The 19,935-nt window shown below is 35.0% G+C and carries 18 protein-coding genes (1 of these 18 only partly in view); 8 read left to right on the forward strand and 10 right to left on the reverse strand.

Features of this window, described 5'->3' with window-relative positions:
- Nucleotides 1-43: 43 nt before the first annotated feature.
- The 10 genes from BC6307_RS22925 to rpmH all read right to left on the reverse strand — a co-directional run bounded on the left by BC6307_RS22925 (nucleotide 44) and on the right by rpmH (nucleotide 9,875).
- Complete coding sequence (locus BC6307_RS22925) at nucleotides 44-898, reverse strand: ParB/RepB/Spo0J family partition protein (protein ID WP_066417457.1); 855 nt, start codon at nucleotides 896-898, stop codon at nucleotides 44-46.
- Nucleotides 891-1,652 carry a ParA family protein gene (locus BC6307_RS22930; protein WP_066417456.1) on the reverse strand — a complete coding sequence of 254 codons (762 nt, stop codon included), beginning with the start codon at nucleotides 1,650-1,652 and terminating at the stop codon, nucleotides 891-893. The genes BC6307_RS22925 and BC6307_RS22930 overlap by 8 nt, the downstream gene beginning before the upstream one ends.
- A 396-nt stretch (nucleotides 1,653-2,048) precedes the next feature.
- Nucleotides 2,049-2,903 (reverse strand): nucleoid occlusion protein, encoded by an 855-nt coding sequence (noc, locus tag BC6307_RS22935; RefSeq protein ID WP_066417455.1) that lies wholly within the window; start codon nucleotides 2,901-2,903, stop codon nucleotides 2,049-2,051.
- Between the two features lie 146 nt (nucleotides 2,904-3,049).
- Nucleotides 3,050-3,766: a 16S rRNA (guanine(527)-N(7))-methyltransferase RsmG gene (gene rsmG, locus BC6307_RS22940; protein ID WP_066417445.1), complete on the reverse strand. Its 717-nt coding sequence runs from the start codon at nucleotides 3,764-3,766 to the stop codon at nucleotides 3,050-3,052.
- 21 nt (nucleotides 3,767-3,787) lie between these two features.
- Complete coding sequence (gene mnmG, locus BC6307_RS22945) at nucleotides 3,788-5,677, reverse strand: tRNA uridine-5-carboxymethylaminomethyl(34) synthesis enzyme MnmG (RefSeq protein ID WP_066417442.1); 1,890 nt, start codon at nucleotides 5,675-5,677, stop codon at nucleotides 3,788-3,790.
- 16 nt (nucleotides 5,678-5,693) lie between these two features.
- A complete protein-coding gene (gene mnmE, locus BC6307_RS22950; protein ID WP_066417439.1) occupies nucleotides 5,694-7,082 on the reverse strand; it encodes a tRNA uridine-5-carboxymethylaminomethyl(34) synthesis GTPase MnmE in 1,389 nt (462 codons plus the stop codon).
- A 648-nt stretch (nucleotides 7,083-7,730) separates the two neighbouring features.
- Nucleotides 7,731-8,351, reverse strand: coding sequence for an RNA-binding cell elongation regulator Jag/EloR (gene jag / locus BC6307_RS22955; RefSeq protein ID WP_066417437.1), 621 nt, complete (start codon nucleotides 8,349-8,351; stop codon nucleotides 7,731-7,733).
- Nucleotides 8,348-9,121: a YidC family membrane integrase SpoIIIJ gene (spoIIIJ, locus tag BC6307_RS22960; RefSeq protein WP_066417434.1), complete on the reverse strand. Its 774-nt coding sequence runs from the start codon at nucleotides 9,119-9,121 to the stop codon at nucleotides 8,348-8,350. The genes jag and spoIIIJ overlap by 4 nt, the downstream gene beginning before the upstream one ends.
- Before the next feature lie 135 nt (nucleotides 9,122-9,256).
- A complete protein-coding gene (gene rnpA / locus BC6307_RS22965; protein ID WP_066417431.1) occupies nucleotides 9,257-9,619 on the reverse strand; it encodes a ribonuclease P protein component in 363 nt (120 codons plus the stop codon).
- 121 nt (nucleotides 9,620-9,740) lie between these two features.
- Nucleotides 9,741-9,875, reverse strand: coding sequence for a 50S ribosomal protein L34 (rpmH, locus tag BC6307_RS22970; RefSeq protein WP_066417429.1), 135 nt, complete (start codon nucleotides 9,873-9,875; stop codon nucleotides 9,741-9,743).
- Between the two features lie 646 nt (nucleotides 9,876-10,521).
- Between rpmH and dnaA the strand changes: the two genes are divergently transcribed.
- The 8 genes from dnaA to BC6307_RS23010 form a co-directional block, all read left to right on the forward strand.
- The gene (dnaA, locus tag BC6307_RS22975) at nucleotides 10,522-11,868 is read left to right on the forward strand and encodes a chromosomal replication initiator protein DnaA (RefSeq protein WP_066417427.1); all 1,347 of its coding nucleotides are present in this window, start codon (nucleotides 10,522-10,524) and stop codon (nucleotides 11,866-11,868) included.
- Nucleotides 11,869-12,047: 179 nt separating this feature from the next.
- Nucleotides 12,048-13,184: a DNA polymerase III subunit beta gene (dnaN, locus tag BC6307_RS22980; RefSeq protein ID WP_066417425.1), complete on the forward strand. Its 1,137-nt coding sequence runs from the start codon at nucleotides 12,048-12,050 to the stop codon at nucleotides 13,182-13,184.
- Between the two features lie 134 nt (nucleotides 13,185-13,318).
- Nucleotides 13,319-13,537, forward strand: a complete 219-nt coding sequence (gene yaaA / locus BC6307_RS22985; protein ID WP_084380501.1) for a S4 domain-containing protein YaaA — start codon at nucleotides 13,319-13,321, stop codon at nucleotides 13,535-13,537.
- A gap of 179 nt (nucleotides 13,538-13,716) precedes the next feature.
- Complete coding sequence (gene recF, locus BC6307_RS22990; protein WP_066417423.1) at nucleotides 13,717-14,838, forward strand: DNA replication/repair protein RecF; 1,122 nt, start codon at nucleotides 13,717-13,719, stop codon at nucleotides 14,836-14,838.
- Between the two features lie 11 nt (nucleotides 14,839-14,849).
- Nucleotides 14,850-15,116, forward strand: a complete 267-nt coding sequence (gene remB / locus BC6307_RS22995; RefSeq protein ID WP_066417420.1) for an extracellular matrix regulator RemB — start codon at nucleotides 14,850-14,852, stop codon at nucleotides 15,114-15,116.
- A gap of 54 nt (nucleotides 15,117-15,170) precedes the next feature.
- Entirely contained in the window at nucleotides 15,171-17,096 is a 1,926-nt protein-coding gene (gyrB, locus tag BC6307_RS23000; protein ID WP_066417496.1) for a DNA topoisomerase (ATP-hydrolyzing) subunit B, read from the forward strand.
- 149 nt (nucleotides 17,097-17,245) lie between these two features.
- A complete protein-coding gene (gyrA, locus tag BC6307_RS23005; RefSeq protein WP_066417418.1) occupies nucleotides 17,246-19,759 on the forward strand; it encodes a DNA gyrase subunit A in 2,514 nt (837 codons plus the stop codon).
- 172 nt (nucleotides 19,760-19,931) lie between these two features.
- On the forward strand, nucleotides 19,932-19,935 hold the 5' end (the start) of the coding sequence (locus BC6307_RS23010; protein WP_235858172.1) for an HD-GYP domain-containing protein. The gene runs 1,073 nt beyond the window's last position; only the first 4 of its 1,077 coding nucleotides appear in the window; its start codon is at nucleotides 19,932-19,934; its stop codon lies off the right edge, out of view.

The raw sequence follows: 19,935 nt of genomic DNA on the forward strand, positions 1-19,935 counted from the left end.
AATAAATTGCTTTATTATTAACTAAAAAAAGAAACCATCTTAATTAGATGGTTTCATCCGATGTATTTAATATTTCTAAAAGGCGATTTAAATCATCATCGGAATAAAATTCTATTTCAATTTTCCCTTTATTTTTATTTCTTTTTATATTAACAGGTGTACCAAAGCGACTTCGTAGTAAAGATTCATTTTGCTTTATAAATGGATCCTTCACCTTTTTTTCTAATGTTTCACGTGAAACATTTTCATTCACTTGTTGAACAAGTTGCTCTAACTGTCTTACATTTAAATGATCACCTAACGTTTTTTCAACAATAGGCTTTATTTTTTCTTTTTTCTTTACTGCTAGTAACGCCCTACCGTGACCCATCGAGAGTTTCCCATCAGACATTAATTCTTGTACATATTTAGGAAGTGCTAATAATCTAACATGGTTCGCGATATGAGGACGACTTTTACCAAGTCTACTTGCAAGCTGCTCTTGAGTTAAGTTCAACTTATTCATTAATATTTGGTATGCACTAGCTTCTTCTATTGGAGTTAAATCTTCACGTTGTAGATTTTCTAATAAGGCTAGTTCCATCATTTGCTGTTCAGTAAATTCCCGAACTATTACAGGCACTTTATCTAACTTTGCTTCTTTAGCAGCACGGAATCTCCGTTCACCCGCAACAATCTCATAACCTTTTATACTTTTTCTTACGATTATTGGCTGCAATATTCCGTGTTCGATAATAGAATCTCTTAATTCTTCAATTGCTTCTCGATCGAATACTTTTCGAGGTTGATAAGGGTTCGGTCGAACTTCCTTTAAACTAATCTCTTGAACTACTTCATCTTCTGAAGATTCAATAGAAGGAAATAAAGCATTGATTCCTTTTCCCAGCCCTTTAGCCATGAGCAATCACTTCCTTTGCTAAATCAATATATACTTCAGCTCCGCGTGATTTTGGATCATAAATAATAATAGGTTCTCCATGACTTGGCGCTTCACTTAATCGTACATTTCTTGGGATGATTGTTTTATAAACTTTATCCTGGAAATACTTTTTCACTTCTTCAATTACTTGAATACCTAAGTTTGTTCTCGCGTCAAGCATTGTTAATAGTACACCATCAATCATTAACTCTGTATTCAAGTGTTTTTGAACTAATCGCACAGTGTTTAACAGCTGACTTAAGCCTTCTAGTGCGTAATATTCACATTGAACAGGGATAATAACAGAGTCAGATGCGGTTAGTGCGTTGATTGTTAATAATCCTAAAGAAGGTGGACAATCAATGATGACATAGTCATATTGTTGTTTTACTTCATCTAGTGCTCTTTTTAGACGTACTTCCCTTGAAATAGTTGAAACTAATTCTATTTCTGCCCCCGCTAATTGAATGGTAGCAGGTATTATAGATAAGTTCTCTACTTTTGTTGGAATGATGACATTTTTTGCTTCGACATCATCTACTAAAATATCATAAATACATTGTTCTACTTCTGATTTATCGACACCGACACCACTAGTAGCGTTTCCTTGTGGATCAACGTCAACGAGAAGTACCTTTTTTCCTATGTATGCTATACATGCTCCTAGATTAACAGATGTAGTCGTTTTACCGACTCCACCCTTTTGGTTAGCAATAGCAATAATTTTGCCCATGCTGGCACCTACCTTCAAGATAAAACATACTTTTAATAGTTACTTTTTTTATTTTATCATGAATTAACAGAAAGTTAACTTGTTTTTCATCGAAATATAATGGAAACACGAAATTTTTATATAGTTGTTATTAAATCGTTATCGAAATGAAACATTTTTTTGCTAATGTTGGTGTAATAAGAGCAAAAGCATAGGCGGATCCCTCTGCCCGTACAAACTGGACCAAACCGGTAGGCGATAAAGGAAACACATCAAGTCAAAGGCGAGTTGATGTTGAATAACCTACGGACGGAAAGTTTGAATGGCCCAAGCTGCCGAAGCTATACGTTAGTTGTTTTTAGTTATATGATTCCAATACCATAAGAAAAAAACCTACCACTCTAGTAGGTTAAGACATTACTTTTTTTTGTTTTTTGGAATTTTAATCGTAAACTGATAATATTCATCAAACTCTTCTTCTTTAGTATCTACATTTATACCACTATCGTTAACCATCGTTAAAGATTGACGAATAGTATTCATTGCTATTCGCATATCTTTACTAAACGCTTTTAACTTAGGCTTTGGTTTTGCGACTTTCGTTTCTAACAGACGGACAACTCGTTCTTCTGTTTGTTTAACATTCAATTGTTTTTCAATGATTTCTTCCATTAAAGCTATTTGTTTTTCTGGTTCCTTTAACGGGATAAGGGCGCGTGCATGTCGCTCTGTCATTTTCTTTTGTAACAGCGCCTCTTGAACTTCCTCAGGCAATTTTAATAATCTTAATTTATTGGCAACGGTTGACTGCCCTTTTCCTAATCGTTGTGCAAGTGCTTCCTGTGTTAAATTATGTAATTCTAACAATTTAGCATATGCTAACGCTTCTTCTATAGCAGATAATTCTTCACGTTGTAAATTTTCAATTAAGGCAACTGAGGCTGTTTCTGTATCATTAAAATCTTTTACAATAGCAGGTATTGTCTCCCAGCCTAATTTTTGGACTGCTCTCCATCGACGTTCCCCTGCAATTATTTCAAATGTATCTTCGGCAAACTGCCTTACTACGATTGGTTGAATAATCCCATGTGTACGAATCGTCAATGCTAATTCATCAATTTTTGCATCAACAAATACAGTACGAGGCTGATAGCGGTTCGGACTTATTTGTACTACTGGTATATGCTTTATTTCGTCTTTATTTGTTTTTTCTACTATTTCTTGTTCTTCCTTTTCGCCGATTCCAAAAAAACGAGAGAAAGGAGTTTTCATAGTTCCACCACCTTAAGGAGAAAATCCCTATATGATATTTTCGCTCTTTTTAGTAAAAATCCTTCTTTAAAAATGTTTCATGTGAAACATTTTTTGTTTCTCCACTTAGCACTTTATAAAACCCTTACCTTATTATACATATATTCCTATTCTAAAGGGGTTCGATTTGGAGTGCCAGGCTTTCTAGGGTATTTTTTGGGTGTAGTTTTAAACTTTTTAATAATTAAAATGTTTCTTTCACTTTCTTCGATCGGTAATTGAAAAGAATGCACATTTTCAATTTTGCCACCGAGAATCGTTAATGCTTTTTTTCCTTTATCTATTTCTTCTGTTACACTAGCAGCTTTCATTGGTATAAAATACCCATTTTCCTTCACTAATGGTAAGCATAATTCACTTAATACGCTCAGCCTTGCTACTGCTCTAGCAGTTACAACATCAAAGGATTCACGAAGATCAAGTCTTTTTCCGAATGTTTCTGCACGATCATGATATAACGTTACATTTTGTAAATTTAGTTCATTCACTAAATGTTGAAGAAAGCCAATTCGTTTATTTAGTGAATCAACAATTGTAACCTTTAATTGCGGAAAGCATATTTTCAATGGAATACTCGGAAAACCTGCTCCTGCTCCAACGTCACATAGTGATAAATCTTTATCAAAAGGGAAATAAAAGGCTGCTGTTATAGAGTCGTAAAAGTGCTTTAAATAAACACCTTCTTCATCTGTAATTGCCGTTAAATTCATTTTTTCATTCCATTCCACTAGTAAACGGAAGTAGGTAGAGAATTGGTCTAATTGTGTAGGAGAAAGGGTTATCCCCTTCTCCGATAAAATTTGTACAAATTGGTCTTTTTTCATTATGAAACCTCACTGTAATCGTTATTCATTAGATATTTTTGCAATTTTACCTTGCTCTAAGTAAACGAGTAAAATAGAAATATCGGCAGGATTTACTCCGGAAATTCTCGATGCTTGAGCAACCGAAAGTGGTCGCACTTCTTTTAGTTTTTGTCTTGCTTCATTTGCAAGACTTTGAATCGCATCATAATCAATATTTTCCGGAATTTTCTTATCTTCCATCTTTTTCAATCTCTCTACTTGTTGAAGAGACTTCTTAATATAGCCCTCATATTTAATCTGAATTTCTACTTGTTCCCCTACATCTTGTGAAATTTCCTTTTCAGAAGGTGCTAAAGTACGAATATGTTCATAATTCATTTCTGGACGTTTTAGTAGATCAGCCGCTCTAATACCGTCTTTTAACTCCGTTCCCCCTGCACTAACAATTAATTGCTGTACAGGTTCTATAGGCTTTAATATTAATGATTGTAGTCGTTCTTTTTCTTCTTCAATGGCTTGTTTTTTTGCTAAGAAACGTTCATAACGTTCATCAGAAATTAATCCAACCGAATGTCCAATTGGAGTTAAACGTAAATCTGCATTATCATGACGTAACAATAAACGATACTCTGCTCTTGACGTTAAGAGCCTATATGGTTCATTTGTACCTTTCGTAACTAAATCGTCAATCAGTACTCCTATATAAGCTTCTGAACGGCTTAAAATAATAGGCTCTTTACCTTGTGCCTTTAATCCTGCGTTCATCCCTGCCATTATTCCTTGCCCGGCAGCTTCTTCATAACCGGACGTACCATTGATTTGACCAGCTGTAAATAAATTTTCAATTTTTTTTGTTTCTAACGTTGGCCATAATTGTGTTGGGACAATCGCGTCATATTCAATTGCATAACCAGCCCTCATCATTTGTGCTTTTTCTAAACCTGGTACTGATGCAATTAATTTAAGCTGAACTTCTTCAGGTAGACTAGTTGACAAGCCTTGTACGTATACTTCTTGTGTATTTCTACCTTCTGGTTCTAAAAATATTTGATGGCGAGGCTTATCATTGAATCGTACAACTTTATCTTCTATAGAAGGACAGTAACGTGGTCCAGTCCCCTTTATCATCCCCGAATACATTGGTGAACGGTGTAAGTTTGCATCAATAATTTCATGTGTTTCAGAACTAGTATATGTTAACCAACACGGCAATTGATCTGTAATATATTGTGTCGTTTCATAAGAGAACGCTCTTGGAATTTCATCACCAGGTTGTATTTCTGTTTTACTATAGTCAATAGTTTTACTATTTACACGTGGTGGTGTTCCTGTTTTAAAACGTACAAGATCGAATCCTAATTCTTCTAGATGCTCAGAAAGTTTTACAGACGGTTGTTGATTATTTGGACCACTTTCATATTGAAGGTCACCTAAAATAATTTTCCCTCTTAAAAACGTACCTGTTGTAATAACGACTGTTTTTGCTTCATAAACCGCACCTGTTTGTGTTATTACCCCCTTACAAATACCGTCTTCTACTATTAATTTTTCTACCATACCTTGCAATAAAGTTAAATTCTCTTGATTTTCGATTATTTTTTTCATTTCATGCTGATAAGAAAATTTATCTGCTTGTGCACGTAATGCACGAACAGCTGGCCCTTTCCCCGTGTTCAGCATTCTCATTTGAATATGTGTTTTATCAATATTTTTTCCCATTTCGCCACCAAGGGCATCAATCTCTCTTACTACAATTCCTTTTGCTGGTCCACCGACAGATGGATTACAAGGCATAAAGGCAACCATGTCGAGGTTAATTGAGAGCATTAACGTATTGGCACCTAGACGAGCTGCAGCTAGACCTGCTTCACATCCTGCATGCCCAGCACCAATTACGATAACATCATAGGAGCCCGCAACATATTCCATTCAAATTCCTCCTTTTTTATTTCCCTAAACAAAACTGAGAAAACAGCTGGTCGATTAAGCTTTCATGAACGGTATCTCCTATTATTTCACCTAATATTTCCCACGTTCTCGTTAAATCAATTTGTACGATATCAATTGGTACACCGCTGTTCAGTCCATCTATCGCTTCTTCTAGAGCTGTTTGTGCTTGAGATATTAACCCAATATGTCGAGAATTAGAAACAAAAGTTGTATCTCCTATTTCAATTCCTTCATCGAAGAATACCGATGCAATCGCATCTTCTAATTCATCAATTCCCTTTTCTTCTAATAGTGAAGTAGTAATAATTGCTCTATCTTTAGCTAATTGCTTTACTTTTTCAATTGAAAGGTTAGTTGGTAAGTCTGTTTTATTAACAATAATAATTACATCCATACCTTCTGTAACTTCTAGTAATTGCTCATCCTCTTTTGAGAGAGGCTCATTATTATTTAGCACTAATAGTACTAGGTCTGCTTTATTCAAAAACTCTCGTGAGCGTTCTACACCGATTCGTTCTACAATATCTTCTGTTTCACGTATACCAGCCGTATCAACAAGCTTTAGCGGCACACCACGAACATTTACATATTCCTCTATGACGTCTCGAGTCGTACCAGGAATATCCGTTACAATCGCTTTGTTTTCTTGAACTAAACTGTTCAATAGTGATGATTTCCCTACATTAGGTCGACCTACAATAACAGTAGAAAGCCCTTCTCTTAAAATTTTCCCTTGTTGAGATGTTCGTAAAAGTTTCTCTAGCTCGTTCTTCACATATGTTGCTTTCTCCAAAAGAAGATGATGCGTCATTTCTTCTACATCATCGTATTCAGGATAATCAATATTAACTTCTACATGCGCTAATATTTCTAATATGTGCTGACGTAATCCTTGTACTAGTTTTGACAAGCGGCCTTCCATTTGACCGAGAGCTAAATTCATTGCTCGATCCGTTTTCGCTCGAATAAGATCCATTACCGCTTCCGCTTGCGAGAGGTCTATTCTACCATTTAAGAAGGCTCTTTTTGTAAATTCACCTGGTTCTGCTAGTCTTGCACCTTGACTAAGAACGAGTTGTAGCACTTTATTTACAGAGACGATTCCTCCGTGGCAATTGATTTCCACTACATCTTCTCTAGTAAACGTTTTTGGACCTCTCATAATCGAGACCATAACTTCTTCAATTACTTCGTTTACTTTTGGATCAACAATATTTCCGTAATGAATCGTATGTGAAGGCACTTCACTCATTTTCTTTTTGCTAGGAGTGATGAAAATACGATCAATTATTGATAACGCTTCTTCTCCACTTAAGCGAACAATTGCAATTGCTCCTTCCCCCATTGGCGTAGAAATGGCCGCAATAGTATCCCAATCCTTCATAAACGCTTCACCTCTTTTCTTTCTCTTTTCTATATGTCCAACATAAATTAGTGTAATTTTAGTCATTAACTTATTAAATTTAGCATAATTTACACTTCTTTTAAAGGGATTTAGTTATCCACAAGAAGCAATCCGGTCAAATAAATTACTATTATTTTAACTTATCCACATGTGAATAACAATAAACAGTTATTTGTGGTCTTTTCATTTAGTATGAACAAAAGCTCCCTTGGAAAATCAAGAGAGTTCGATGGTGGTTTATAATAAATTTTGAACAATGTTCTACTCTGAAAATAGGCTTGTTTGGGAAAGTAGAATTTCATTATAGACAAAATTGATTAATATAAACGTTTTATAGTTAGTCCGTTGCACTTCGCTACAGACACTTGCTTTCCGCGGGGAGGGATTCGAGCCTCCTAGGCTGCGCCTGCAGGGTCTCACCTTCCCTCTACCTCCCGCTGGAGTCAAGTGTCTTCCGCTCCATTCCACTCACGGCCCTAAATATTGGAAGGTACATCATAATAGACGGTTCTTTACCAAACCACCTGTTTTCAGTCGATTTTGTGCAAATTTCACTGGATTGGTGTCTACACTAAAAAAAGCAAAAAAAGGATCGAGCGCTAGTTTGCGTTCGATCCTTTAACATTATTATTTTTTTGGTGCGATGACTAATGATCGTTTTGGTTCTTTTCCAACCGAGTACGTTTCTAGTTCTGGATATTCAGAGAGCGCTGCATGGATTACTTTTCGTTCAAAAGATGGCATCGGTTCTAAATGAACTGGTTGCTTTGTACGAATTGCCTTCTGCGCTAACCTTCCAGCTAACTGCTCGAGCGTTTCTTTTCTCTTTTCACGATAACCTTCTGCATCAAGCTCAATTGAAAGGTACTGATTAGAAAACTTATTTGCAACAATTTGCGTTAAATATTGGAGTGAGTTAAGAGTTTGTCCTCTTTTTCCTATTATTAACGCACTTTTCTCACCAGTAATACGTAAAGTTACGTTTCGACCATTTGTAGTTGCATCAATATTGGCAGGTATTTGCATTTGAGCTAGTACATTTTTAAGAAAACCGATTGCTTCTTCGGTAGGATCCGGTCTAACCGTTACCTTTACAATAAACGGTTTTGCACCAAATAAACCAAAGAGTCCTTTTTTACCTTCCTCCACAATCTCAATATCTGCACGGTCTTTAGTTGTGTTAAGTTGAGTTAAAGCGGAGTTTACTGCTTCCTCTACCGTTTGACCAGTTGCAGTTATTTCTCTCACTTTTTAGCCCCTCCTGCACTTTTAGTTGCTAATGCGCCTTTAATATCAGGACCTTTAATGAAATATGTTTGAACAATCATAAAGATATTACCAACAACCCAGTATAATGATAAAGCTGCTGGGAAGTTAATTGCGAAAATAACGATCATAATCGGCATTAACCATAACATCATGACCATTTGAGGGTTGTTTTCCATTCCAACCATCATTATTTTTTGTTGAATCCAAGTAGTGATCCCTGCTACAACAGGTAAAATGTAGAATGGGTCAGGCAAACCTAAATCAAACCACCAGAAAGTATATAACTTTATTTCTTCTGTTCTCGTAATAGCATGGAAGAAACCAATTAAGATTGGCATTTGTATTAATAATGGGAAACATCCCGCAAGTGGATTTACTCCAGTTTTTTGGAATAGAGCCATCGTTTCTTGTTGAAGCTTTTGTTGTGTTTTTTGATCTTTAGAACTATATTTTTCACGTAATTTTTGTAATTCAGGTTGTAACGCTTGCATTGCTTTTGAATTTTTCGTTTGTTTGATCATTAATGGCAATATTGCAAAACGTAGTAAAAGTGTTACGATAATAATAGAAACTCCATAACTATTAAATAATTGACCAAAGTAAATAATTAACCAAGATAAAGGATATACGATGTATTGATTCCAAAAACCGGTACTCTCTTTGGTAATTGGCTCATTTATTTCCGTACAGCCTGTTAGTAGAAGTAACAATCCTACTAAGCTTATAACAAGCCATAATCGTTTTTTCAACCTATTTTTCCTCCTTTTTTCACGTCGGTGCTCCTTATTTTCCCTTAACTATCCTATCACGATTACATGTATAAGAAAATATGTATAGTTGTTCTCTCGTATTTTACCATTTTAAGCTGTAATCAGAAAGGAAAATTAATCTTTTCTACTAGGTACAGTTTTTCTTAATAGTGATATCTTTTTAAAAATATGTATAAGACTACTTTTCACTTCTTCATAAGACATCTCCGCAGTAGGCTTTCTCGCAATAATTACTATATCTCCTGTCGTAACAATGTCTGCTTCTAATTCGGTGAACACTTGACGAATATATCTTTTTATTCGGTTTCTTGTTACAGCATTACCGATTTTTTTGCTCACTGATAACCCTATTTTAAACTCTGCTTGATCTTTCTTTTCTAAAACATATAACACAAATTGACGATTTGCCATCGACTTCCCGTGTTGAAACACCTGTTGGAACTCTTTATTTTTTTTTATTCGTTTTTCTTTCCTCACGATGCTTCCTCCTGTATTTCGACTCCACGAGAGATTTCTTTACTAACCATTATTTCTATATTTAATAAAATTCATAACCAGGATTTTAAATGAAAAAAAAGACCACTGACAGTCAGTGGTCTTATGCTGATAATACTTTTCTTCCTTTACGACGACGACGAGCTAATACATTACGTCCGTTTGGAGTACTCATACGCGCACGGAAACCATGTACCTTGCTGCGTTTACGTTTATTTGGTTGAAATGTTCTTTTCATTATATGACACCTCCCTGAGGATAACTTCTAAATTTATTACATAAGACAGTCTAACTAATTATAGAGAAAACCACTACTAATTGTCAACTTCTCTTTTTTAGCAGAAATTTCTTTATTATCTTTTCTTATAAAAGGAAAAAGCAGATCATCATCTATCTACAAATTTTTTTTGTAAAATCTTTGCCCCTCTTCTTTACTGTTAATAACTTTTTTCGAGCATTTTCGTCATCCACAGACTTTATCGACAAGTTTTACACAAATTATGCCCTTGTGGAAAACTTTCTTCCACACTAACGGTTGTTTGTGGATAATTTCAAAAATACATTGCAACATATAGTTATATTTGATATTATTATTGTGTTTTCACTCTGAATAACATTTCCTCAAAAAATACTTTTCCACAGATTGTGGATAACTTGTGGATAGTTCTTTTCCACATGTGTGTAATTAATTGTCCACAATTGCAGGAAACTGTCGAAAACTCTTTTTCTACTATAATATATGTTATTCACAAAAACAGCTTAGATGAATAAATATACACTCACGTTTATCTCCTTCATTTATTGAGCGGAAAGCCTTACAGATAAACGTTTTTTATACTTAAAAAACTATTATCAATTTTAAATGGGAGAAAGGAGGATGTCTCTTGAAAAACATTGCAGATCTCTGGTCAAAAGCACTACAAGAAATTCAAAAGAAAATTAGTAAACCAAGCTTTGATACTTGGCTAAAAGCTACAAAAGCTCATTCACTTCAAGGAGATAATTTAATTATTACAGCTCCAAATGAATTTGCTAGAGACTGGCTAGAATCGAGATATTCTGCACTTATCGGTGAAATCATCTCCGAAATAACTGGAGAAGTTTTAACGATTAAATTTATTATTCCACAAAATCAAGTCGAAGAAGATTTAAATATGGTGGCCCCTCCAAGGAAAGTAAAGAAAGATGAGGAACTAACTGAGTTTCCACAAAATATGTTAAATCCTAAATATACGTTTGACACATTTGTTATTGGATCGGGAAACCGTTTTGCTCATGCAGCTTCATTAGCTGTTGCCGAAGCACCTGCAAAAGCTTACAATCCTCTCTTCATATATGGGGGCGTTGGATTAGGGAAAACTCACTTAATGCATGCAATTGGTCATTATGTTGTAGAACATAACCCAGCAGCAAAAGTAGTTTATTTATCTTCGGAAAAATTTACGAATGAATTTATTAATTCAATTCGTGACAATAAAGCTGTCGAATTTCGAAATAAATATCGAAATGTAGACGTTCTTCTCATAGATGATATTCAATTTCTAGCTGGGAAAGAACAAACACAAGAAGAATTTTTCCATACTTTTAATACTCTCCATGAAGAAAGTAAACAAATTATTATTTCAAGTGACCGTCCTCCTAAAGAAATCCCTACATTAGAGGACCGCTTACGTTCTCGCTTTGAATGGGGTTTAATCACTGATATTACACCACCAGATTTAGAAACGAGGATTGCTATTCTACGTAAAAAAGCAAAAGCGGAAGGATTAGATATTCCGAATGAGGTCATGCTTTACATTGCTAATCAAATTGATTCTAATATTCGTGAATTAGAAGGAGCGCTTATTAGAGTTGTTGCCTATTCTTCATTAATTAATAAAGACATAAATGCAGATTTAGCTGCAGAAGCACTAAAAGATATAATTCCTAGCTCGAAACCGAAAGTATTAACAATACTAGATATTCAAAAAATTGTTGGAGAGGAATTTAATATAAAGCTTGAAGACTTTAAAGCGAAGAAACGAACTAAATCTGTTGCCTATCCAAGACAAATCGCAATGTACCTTGCAAGAGAGTTAACAGATTATTCGTTACCTAAAATTGGTGATGAATTTGGTGGCCGTGATCATACTACTGTTATTCACGCACACGAAAAAATCTCTAAGTTATTACAATCAGATACTCAATTACAGAAACAACTAGAATCTATAAGTAATAAATTGAAAAATTAGTAGAAGTGAATTATGTGAATAACAGGAGCATAGTTAAGCACAGTTTGTCCACATGTGGATAAGCTTTGTCTCTATGGCTTTTGTCGCTTATCCACATATTCACAGCCCCTACTATTATTACTTCTATCTTTTTATATAAAAAAATGAATTATAGAACTGCAATTTTTAAGGAGGATATTATGAAATTTATTATCCAGCGCGATAAATTACTTCAAAGTGTACAAGATGTGTTAAAGGCTGTTTCAACAAGAACAACCATTCCAATTTTAACTGGTATTAAATTAGTAACTTCAGAAGAAGGTGTAACTTTAACTGGTAGTGATTCTGATATATCCATTGAATCTTTTATTCCTTCAGAAGAAGATGGAACTATAAATGTAGAAGTTATTCAACCAGGTAGTGTTGTCTTGCAAGCAAGGTTCTTCAGTGAAATTATTAAAAAACTTCCTATGGATACAGTTGAAATTGAAGTAGGATCACATAATATGACTGTTATTCGTTCTGGAAAATCAGAATTCAACTTAAATGGACTAGATGCGGAAGAATACCCATTGTTACCTCAAATTGAAGAAGAAAATGTCTTTCGTATTTCTGCGGACTTAATAAAGAACATCATTCGTCAAACAGTGTTTGCGGTGTCCACCTCAGAAACACGCCCTATCTTGACAGGTGTAAACTGGCAGTTGGAAAACAGTGAATTAATCTGTACTGCAACAGACAGTCACCGACTTGCTTTACGGAAAGCAAAAGTAGAATCTGATAATAACTTATCTTGTAATGTTGTTATTCCAGGAAAAAGTTTAAGTGAATTAAGTAAAATTTTAGATGATACAAACGAACTAATTGACATTGTTGTAACAGAAAACCAAGTATTGTTTAAAGCTAAAAATATTTTGTTTTTCTCTAGGTTATTAGATGGCAATTACCCAGACACATCTCGATTAATTCCGTCTGAAAGTAAAACTACGATAACAGTTACTACGAAAGACTTTTTACAAGCTATTGATCGTGCATCATTATTAGCAAGAGAAGGTAGAAATAATGTTGTAAAATTCAATACGTTCGAAACAGGGTTATTAGAGATTTCATCCAATTCCCCTGAAGTAGGAAAAGTTGTAGAACAAGTTCAAAGTACATCTGTAGATGGAGAAGAATTAAAAATCTCGTTTAGTGCGAAGTATATGATGGATGCGTTAAAAGCGCTTGAAGGAACAGAAATTGTCGTTAACTTCACAGGAGCAATGAGACCGTTTGTAATTAAAGCCTTAAACGATGATAATATGTTACAATTAATCTTACCGGTCAGAACATATTAAGAGCTTATATAGACTTTTTTAACAGTGCCTAGGGAAGGCTACTAGCAAGAATGTGTTAGTAGCCTTCTTTTCTATTTTGAAAAGATTTAGTAATATATAGATAGGCATAAGAACGTTAAAGGATGTGTTAAAAAGTGGAAGATGTAAAAATTGAAACGGAAATGATAACACTTGGCCAATTTCTTAAATTAGCAGACGTGATTCAATCAGGTGGTATGGCTAAATGGTTTTTACATGAGTACGAAGTCTTCGTAAATGGCGAACATGACTCAAGAAGAGGTCGAAAACTTTATTCTGGTGATGTTGTCTCAATTTACGGTTTTGGTGAATTTAAAGTAACATCTTTAAATTAAGTTTCGGAGAGAGTCAGAAATCGTACAGATTGTGGATAATTCTGTCTTTTTTCTAGTTGGAATTGTCCTCTTTAGATAGAATGATGTGCACATCTTTTTGATTGAATACTTTTAAAGTTGCATAAGGAAAACAAAGGAAATCGACTAGTTTTTCTTATGATAAAGTTGGTGAAATCAATTTGTATATTGAACATTTGAGCGTGAAAAACTATCGAAATTACACATCTTTGGAAGTAACGTTTGAAAAAGGTGTTAATGTAATTATCGGTGAAAATGCTCAAGGTAAAACAAATATTATGGAGTCTATCTACGTTTTGGCCATGGCGAAGTCTCACCGAACATCAAATGATAAAGAACTAATAAAATGGGACGAAGAATATGCTAAAATAGAAGGTAGGCTTCAAAAAAGAAACGGATCATTACCTTTACAACTAGTCATTTCAAAAAAAGGTAAGAAAGCAAAATGTAATCATATTGAGCAATCAAAGTTAAGCCAGTACATTGGAAATATGAATGTAGTTATGTTTGCCCCAGAAGATTTGAATTTAGTAAAAGGAAGTCCTCAAGTACGTAGAAGGTTTATTGATATGGAACTAGGTCAAGTATCGCCTGTTTACATGCATGATTTAGCCAAATATCAAAAGGTGCTACAACAAAGGAACCATTACTTAAAACAACTTCAAACGAGAAAAACAAAAGACGAGACGATGCTACTCGTTTTAACAGATCAATTAATCGAATTAGCTGCAAAGGTAACAATTAAGCGATTTGCATTTATTGAGCAACTAAGCCAATGGGCTAAACCTATCCACCATAGCATTAGTAGAGGTTTAGAAGAATTAGCGATTAAGTATAAAACAACTGTTGATAATGTATCAGAAGATATAAATATGTCGAAAATGGTAAATAGTTTTCACGAAAAATTTGAAAAAGTTAAAGAGAAAGAAATAGAAAGAGGAGTCACACTTTTTGGACCACATCGAGATGACCTTCTTTTTTACGTGAATGGAAAAGAAGTTAATATTTTTGGCTCTCAAGGACAACAAAGAACAACCGCTCTTTCATTGAAACTAGCAGAAATTGATTTGATTTTCTCAGAAATTGGAGAATATCCTATTCTTTTACTAGATGATGTCTTATCTGAGCTTGATGACTATAGACAGTCTCACTTATTAAATACCATTCAAGGAAAAGTACAAACATTTGTTACGACAACAAGTGTAGAAGGAATAGATCATCATACATTGAAACAAGCGGATACGTTCCGAGTAGTTTCTGGTTCTCTACAAAATAAACTTTGAGGTGAGGACAAATGTACTTGCATATCGGCGAAGAAATTATGGTAAGAGCATCTGAGGTTGTGGCAATTTTTGATAAACGCCTATTAAAAACAGAATGGAAAGAAACACTAACTGCTAATTCATTAGAAAAAATTAAAAATATAAGTAAAAATAATATTAAATCAATCGTCGTTACGACCGAGTATATCTACCTTTCTCCATTAGCGTCTACTACCTTAAAGAAAAGGTTAGATGAACCGCCGATGAGTGAATCAGTTAGTAATATCGGAATTAGCTAGAAAATAGAAAACTGATTATGAGTGAAATAAATAATGTAGGTGATAGAAATGACAATGGATCAGAAAGAAGTCGAACAAAACTCTTATGATGAAAGTCAAATTCAAGTACTAGAAGGTTTAGAAGCAGTAAGAAAACGTCCTGGTATGTACATTGGTTCTACAGCAAGTAAAGGTCTTCATCATTTAGTGTGGGAAATAGTAGATAATAGTATCGATGAGGCGTTAGCGGGCTTTTGCTCAGAAATTAACGTAATAGTAGAAAAGGATAATAGTATTACAGTAAAAGATAATGGCCGTGGTATTCCAGTAGGAACACATGAAAAAATGGGTAGACCTGCAGTGGAAGTTATCTTAACAGTACTTCACGCTGGTGGTAAGTTTGGCGGTGGAGGATATAAAGTATCCGGCGGACTTCATGGTGTAGGTGCTTCGGTAGTTAACGCATTATCCTCAAAGCTTGAGGTTTTTGTTCATCGTGATGGTAATATACACTATCAAGAATATCATCGTGGAGTACCAGCTGAAGATTTGAAGGTTATAGGAGAAACAGAAATTTCAGGGACAACTATTCACTTTGTTCCAGACCCAGAAATTTTCACAGAAACAACAGAGTATGAATACGATGTGCTAGCCAACCGACTTAGAGAACTAGCTTTTTTAAACCGTGGTATTAAAATTACAATTGAGGACAAGCGTGTCGAAGGTAATAAAAAGAACGAATATTACTACGAGGGCGGGATTGCGTCTTATGTAGAACATTTAAACAGAACGAAAGAAGTTGTTCATGAAGAAGTAGTATTTGTTGAAGGAGAGAGAGAAGGTATTTCGATAGAAGTTGCTCTCCAATACAATGATTCTTATATTAGTAACCTATATTCTTTTGCTAACAACATTAATACGTACGAAGGTGGTACGCATGAATCGGGCTTTAAAACTGCCCTTACAAGAGTAATTAATGATTACGCACGTAAACACAACATATTCAAAGATGCAGATAGTAACCTTACTGGGGAAGATGTACGAGAAGGACTAACAGCTATCGTTTCAATTAAACATCCAGATCCACAATTTGAAGGTCAAACAAAAACAAAGCTTGGTAATAGTGAAGCAAGAGCTGTTACAGATTCTATATTCTCTGAAAAATTTGAAGGTTTCTTGCTTGAAAATCCTTCTGCAGCTAAAAAAATAGTGGAAAAAGGCTTGATGGCATCTCGTGCTAGATTAGCTGCGAAAAAAGCTAGAGAATTAACTAGAAGAAAAAGCGCCTTAGAAATATCAGGTTTACCAGGAAAACTGGCTGATTGTTCTTCTAAAGACCCAAGTATTAGCGAAATATATATTGTTGAGGGTGACTCAGCGGGTGGTTCTGCAAAACAGGGAAGAGACCGCCATTTCCAAGCGATCTTGCCTTTACGTGGAAAAATTCTGAACGTTGAAAAGGCACGTCTAGATAAAATATTATCCAACAACGAAATTCGAACAATCATTACAGCATTAGGTACAGGTATTGGTGAAGAGTTTGATATTACTAGAGCAAGATACCATAAAATTGTTATTATGACAGATGCGGATGTTGATGGTGCCCATATCCGAACACTACTTCTAACCTTCTTTTATCGTTATATGCGTCAAATAATTGAACATGGATATATATATATTGCACAACCACCGTTATTTAAAATACAGCAAGGTAAAAAGGTTGATTATGCTTATAATGAGCGGGAACTTGAAGAATTATTAAAAACAGTTTCAGAAAATCAAAAAATTGGAATTCAAAGATACAAAGGTCTCGGGGAGATGAATCCAGGTCAACTTTGGGAAACAACAATGGATCCAGCTGGAAGAACACTCTTGCAAGTAAGTTTACAAGATGCAATTGAGGCAGATGAAACGTTTGAGACGTTAATGGGTGATAAAGTAGAGCCGCGTCGAAACTTTATTCAAGATAATGCTCGTTATGTTAAAAACTTAGATATTTAACTAATAATAGATTGAATAGTAGCCTAACACTGAAGATTATGGATTTGCGTTTACATAACGTAATATCCATTTTCTTGCATACATAAATGGTGCTAACGCTATTATACTGATGCAAATTTAAAAGAGAATTTGCAAGGAGGTACATGAAGATGAGTGAGAGTTCTCCTCGTGTTAAAGAGATTAATATAAGTCAAGAAATGCGAACATCGTTTTTAGATTATGCGATGAGTGTTATCGTATCACGTGCCCTACCTGATGTTCGAGATGGGTTAAAGCCTGTTCATCGTCGTATTTTATATGCGATGAACGATTTAGGTATGACTGCAGACAAGGCGTATAAAAAGTCTGCTCGTATCGTTGGTGAAGTAATTGGTAAGTATCACCCTCATGGTGATACTGCTGTTTATGACACGATGGTAAGGATGGCGCAAGATTTTAACTATCGTCATATGTTAGTTGATGGACATGGAAACTTTGGTTCTGTTGATGGAGATTCGGCTGCAGCGATGCGTTATACAGAGGCAAAAATGTCGAAAATTTCAATGGAAATATTAAGGGATATTAACAAAGACACGATTGACTACCAAGATAACTATGATGGTTCAGAAAGAGAACCTGTAGTATTACCAGCCCGTTTTCCGAACCTTTTAGTAAATGGAGCTTCAGGTATTGCTGTAGGGATGGCTACAAATATTCCGCCACACCATCTTGGCGAAGTTATAGATGGTGTGCTTGCGCTAAGTAAAGACCCTGACATTACTATTCCTGAATTAATGGAAATTATACCTGGTCCAGACTTCCCAACAGCTGGCCAAATTTTAGGCAGAAGTGGTATTAGAAGAGCGTACGAAACCGGCCGAGGCTCGATTACTATACGAGCAAAAGTAGAAATAGAACAAAAACCAAATGGTCGTGAAACGATTCTTGTTCATGAATTGCCATACCAAGTAAATAAAGCAAAGTTAATTGAAAAAATTGCAGAACTTGTTCGTGACAAGCGAATAGAAGGTATTTCTGATATTAATGACGAATCAGACCGTAATGGTATGCGTATCGTAATTGAAGTGAAACGTGATGCTAATGCTAACGTTCTTTTAAATAATCTATTTAAACAGACTGCTTTACAAAGTAGCTTTGGTATTAACATGTTAGCACTCCAAAATGGGGAGCCGAAAGTTTTAAACTTAAAACAATGTTTATATTACTACTTAGAGCACCAAAAAGTTGTAATTAGACGACGTACTGCTTTTGAATTAAGAAAAGCAGAAGCAAGAGCTCATATTTTAGAAGGATTACGTATTGCGCTTGATCATTTAGATCGAGTAATTGCACTTATCCGGGGTTCTCAAACAGCAGAAATAGCTAAAGAAGGATTAATGACTCAGTTTTCATTATCAGAAAAACAAGCACAAGCTATTTTAGATATGCGATTACAACGTTTAACTGGTTTAGAAAGAGAAAAAATTGAAGAAGAATACAATGCTCTAATTAAGCTAATCGAAGAGCTAAAAGCAATTTTAGCGGATGAAGAAAAAGTATTAGAGATTATTCGCGAAGAGTTGTTAGAAATAAAAGAGCGCTTTGATGATGACCGCCGTACAGAAATTTTAGTAGGTGGATTTGAAAATATTGAAGATGAAGACTTGATCCCTCGTCAAAATGTTGTTATTACACTAACACATAACGGTTACGTGAAGAGGTTGCCACTATCAACTTACCGTAGTCAAAGAAGAGGTGGACGAGGTATTCAAGGAATGGGTACGAATGAGGATGATTTTGTAGAACACTTATTAACAACTTCAACCCACGATACATTATTGTTCTTTACGAATAAAGGAAAAGTATACCGTGCAAAAGGCTATGAAATCCCTGAATTTAGCCGAACAGCGAAAGGTATACCGATTATCAACCTTCTAGAAGTGGAAAAGGGTGAATGGGTAAATGCAATAATACCAGTAGAAGATTTTGTTGATGATTGGTACTTATTCTTTACAACAAAACATGGTATATCTAAGCGGTCACCTTTATCGCAGTTTGCTAACATTCGTAACAATGGTTTAATCGCATTAGGTCTTCGTGACAATGATGAATTAATATCTGTTAAGATGACGGATGGAACGAAGGAAATGATTATTGGTACGAAAAAAGGAATGTTAATTCGCTTCCATGAGACGGATGTTCGTTCAATGGGTAGAACGGCAACTGGTGTTAAAGGAATTACATTAGATGCTGATGATGAAGTAGTAGGTATGGAATTACTAGAAGAGGGGCTAGAAGTTTTAGTCGTTACGAAAAATGGTTATGGGAAACGAACAGCGGCAGAGGAATACCGTATTCAAAGCCGTGGTGGAAAAGGTATAAAAACATGTAACATAACAGATAAAAACGGTGAGTTAGTATCTGTAAAAACTGTTACTTCAGATGAAGACTTAATGTTAATCACAGCGAGTGGTGTTTTAATTCGGATGTCAGTAGACGGTATTTCCAAAATGGGAAGAAACACTCAAGGTGTAAAACTTATTAAGCTTGCAGAAAACGAATATGTGACAACGGTCGCTCGAGTAGATAAAGAAGAGGAATCGGAAGAAGAACTAGCGGACGAATTAGCAGATGATAACGTACAACAAGGTGATGCAAGTTCGGATGGGGAAGTTGAAGAATAAAAGAGTAAATAAATAGAGAGTTAGTCGCTTAAATTAAGCTTCAATGATAAGTAGTACTTTAGTACAAACTGCTTAACGTGTTTAATAGTCATTAATTTAAACACTGTCCACAAACTTTATGAGGAACTTAATATGTTCCTCTTTTTCTTTATTGTAAGGGGTAGGAGGGCATATGA

This window comes from Sutcliffiella cohnii, from assembly GCF_002250055.1.
Taxonomy (GTDB): Bacteria; Bacillota; Bacilli; order Bacillales; family Bacillaceae_I; genus Sutcliffiella; species Sutcliffiella cohnii.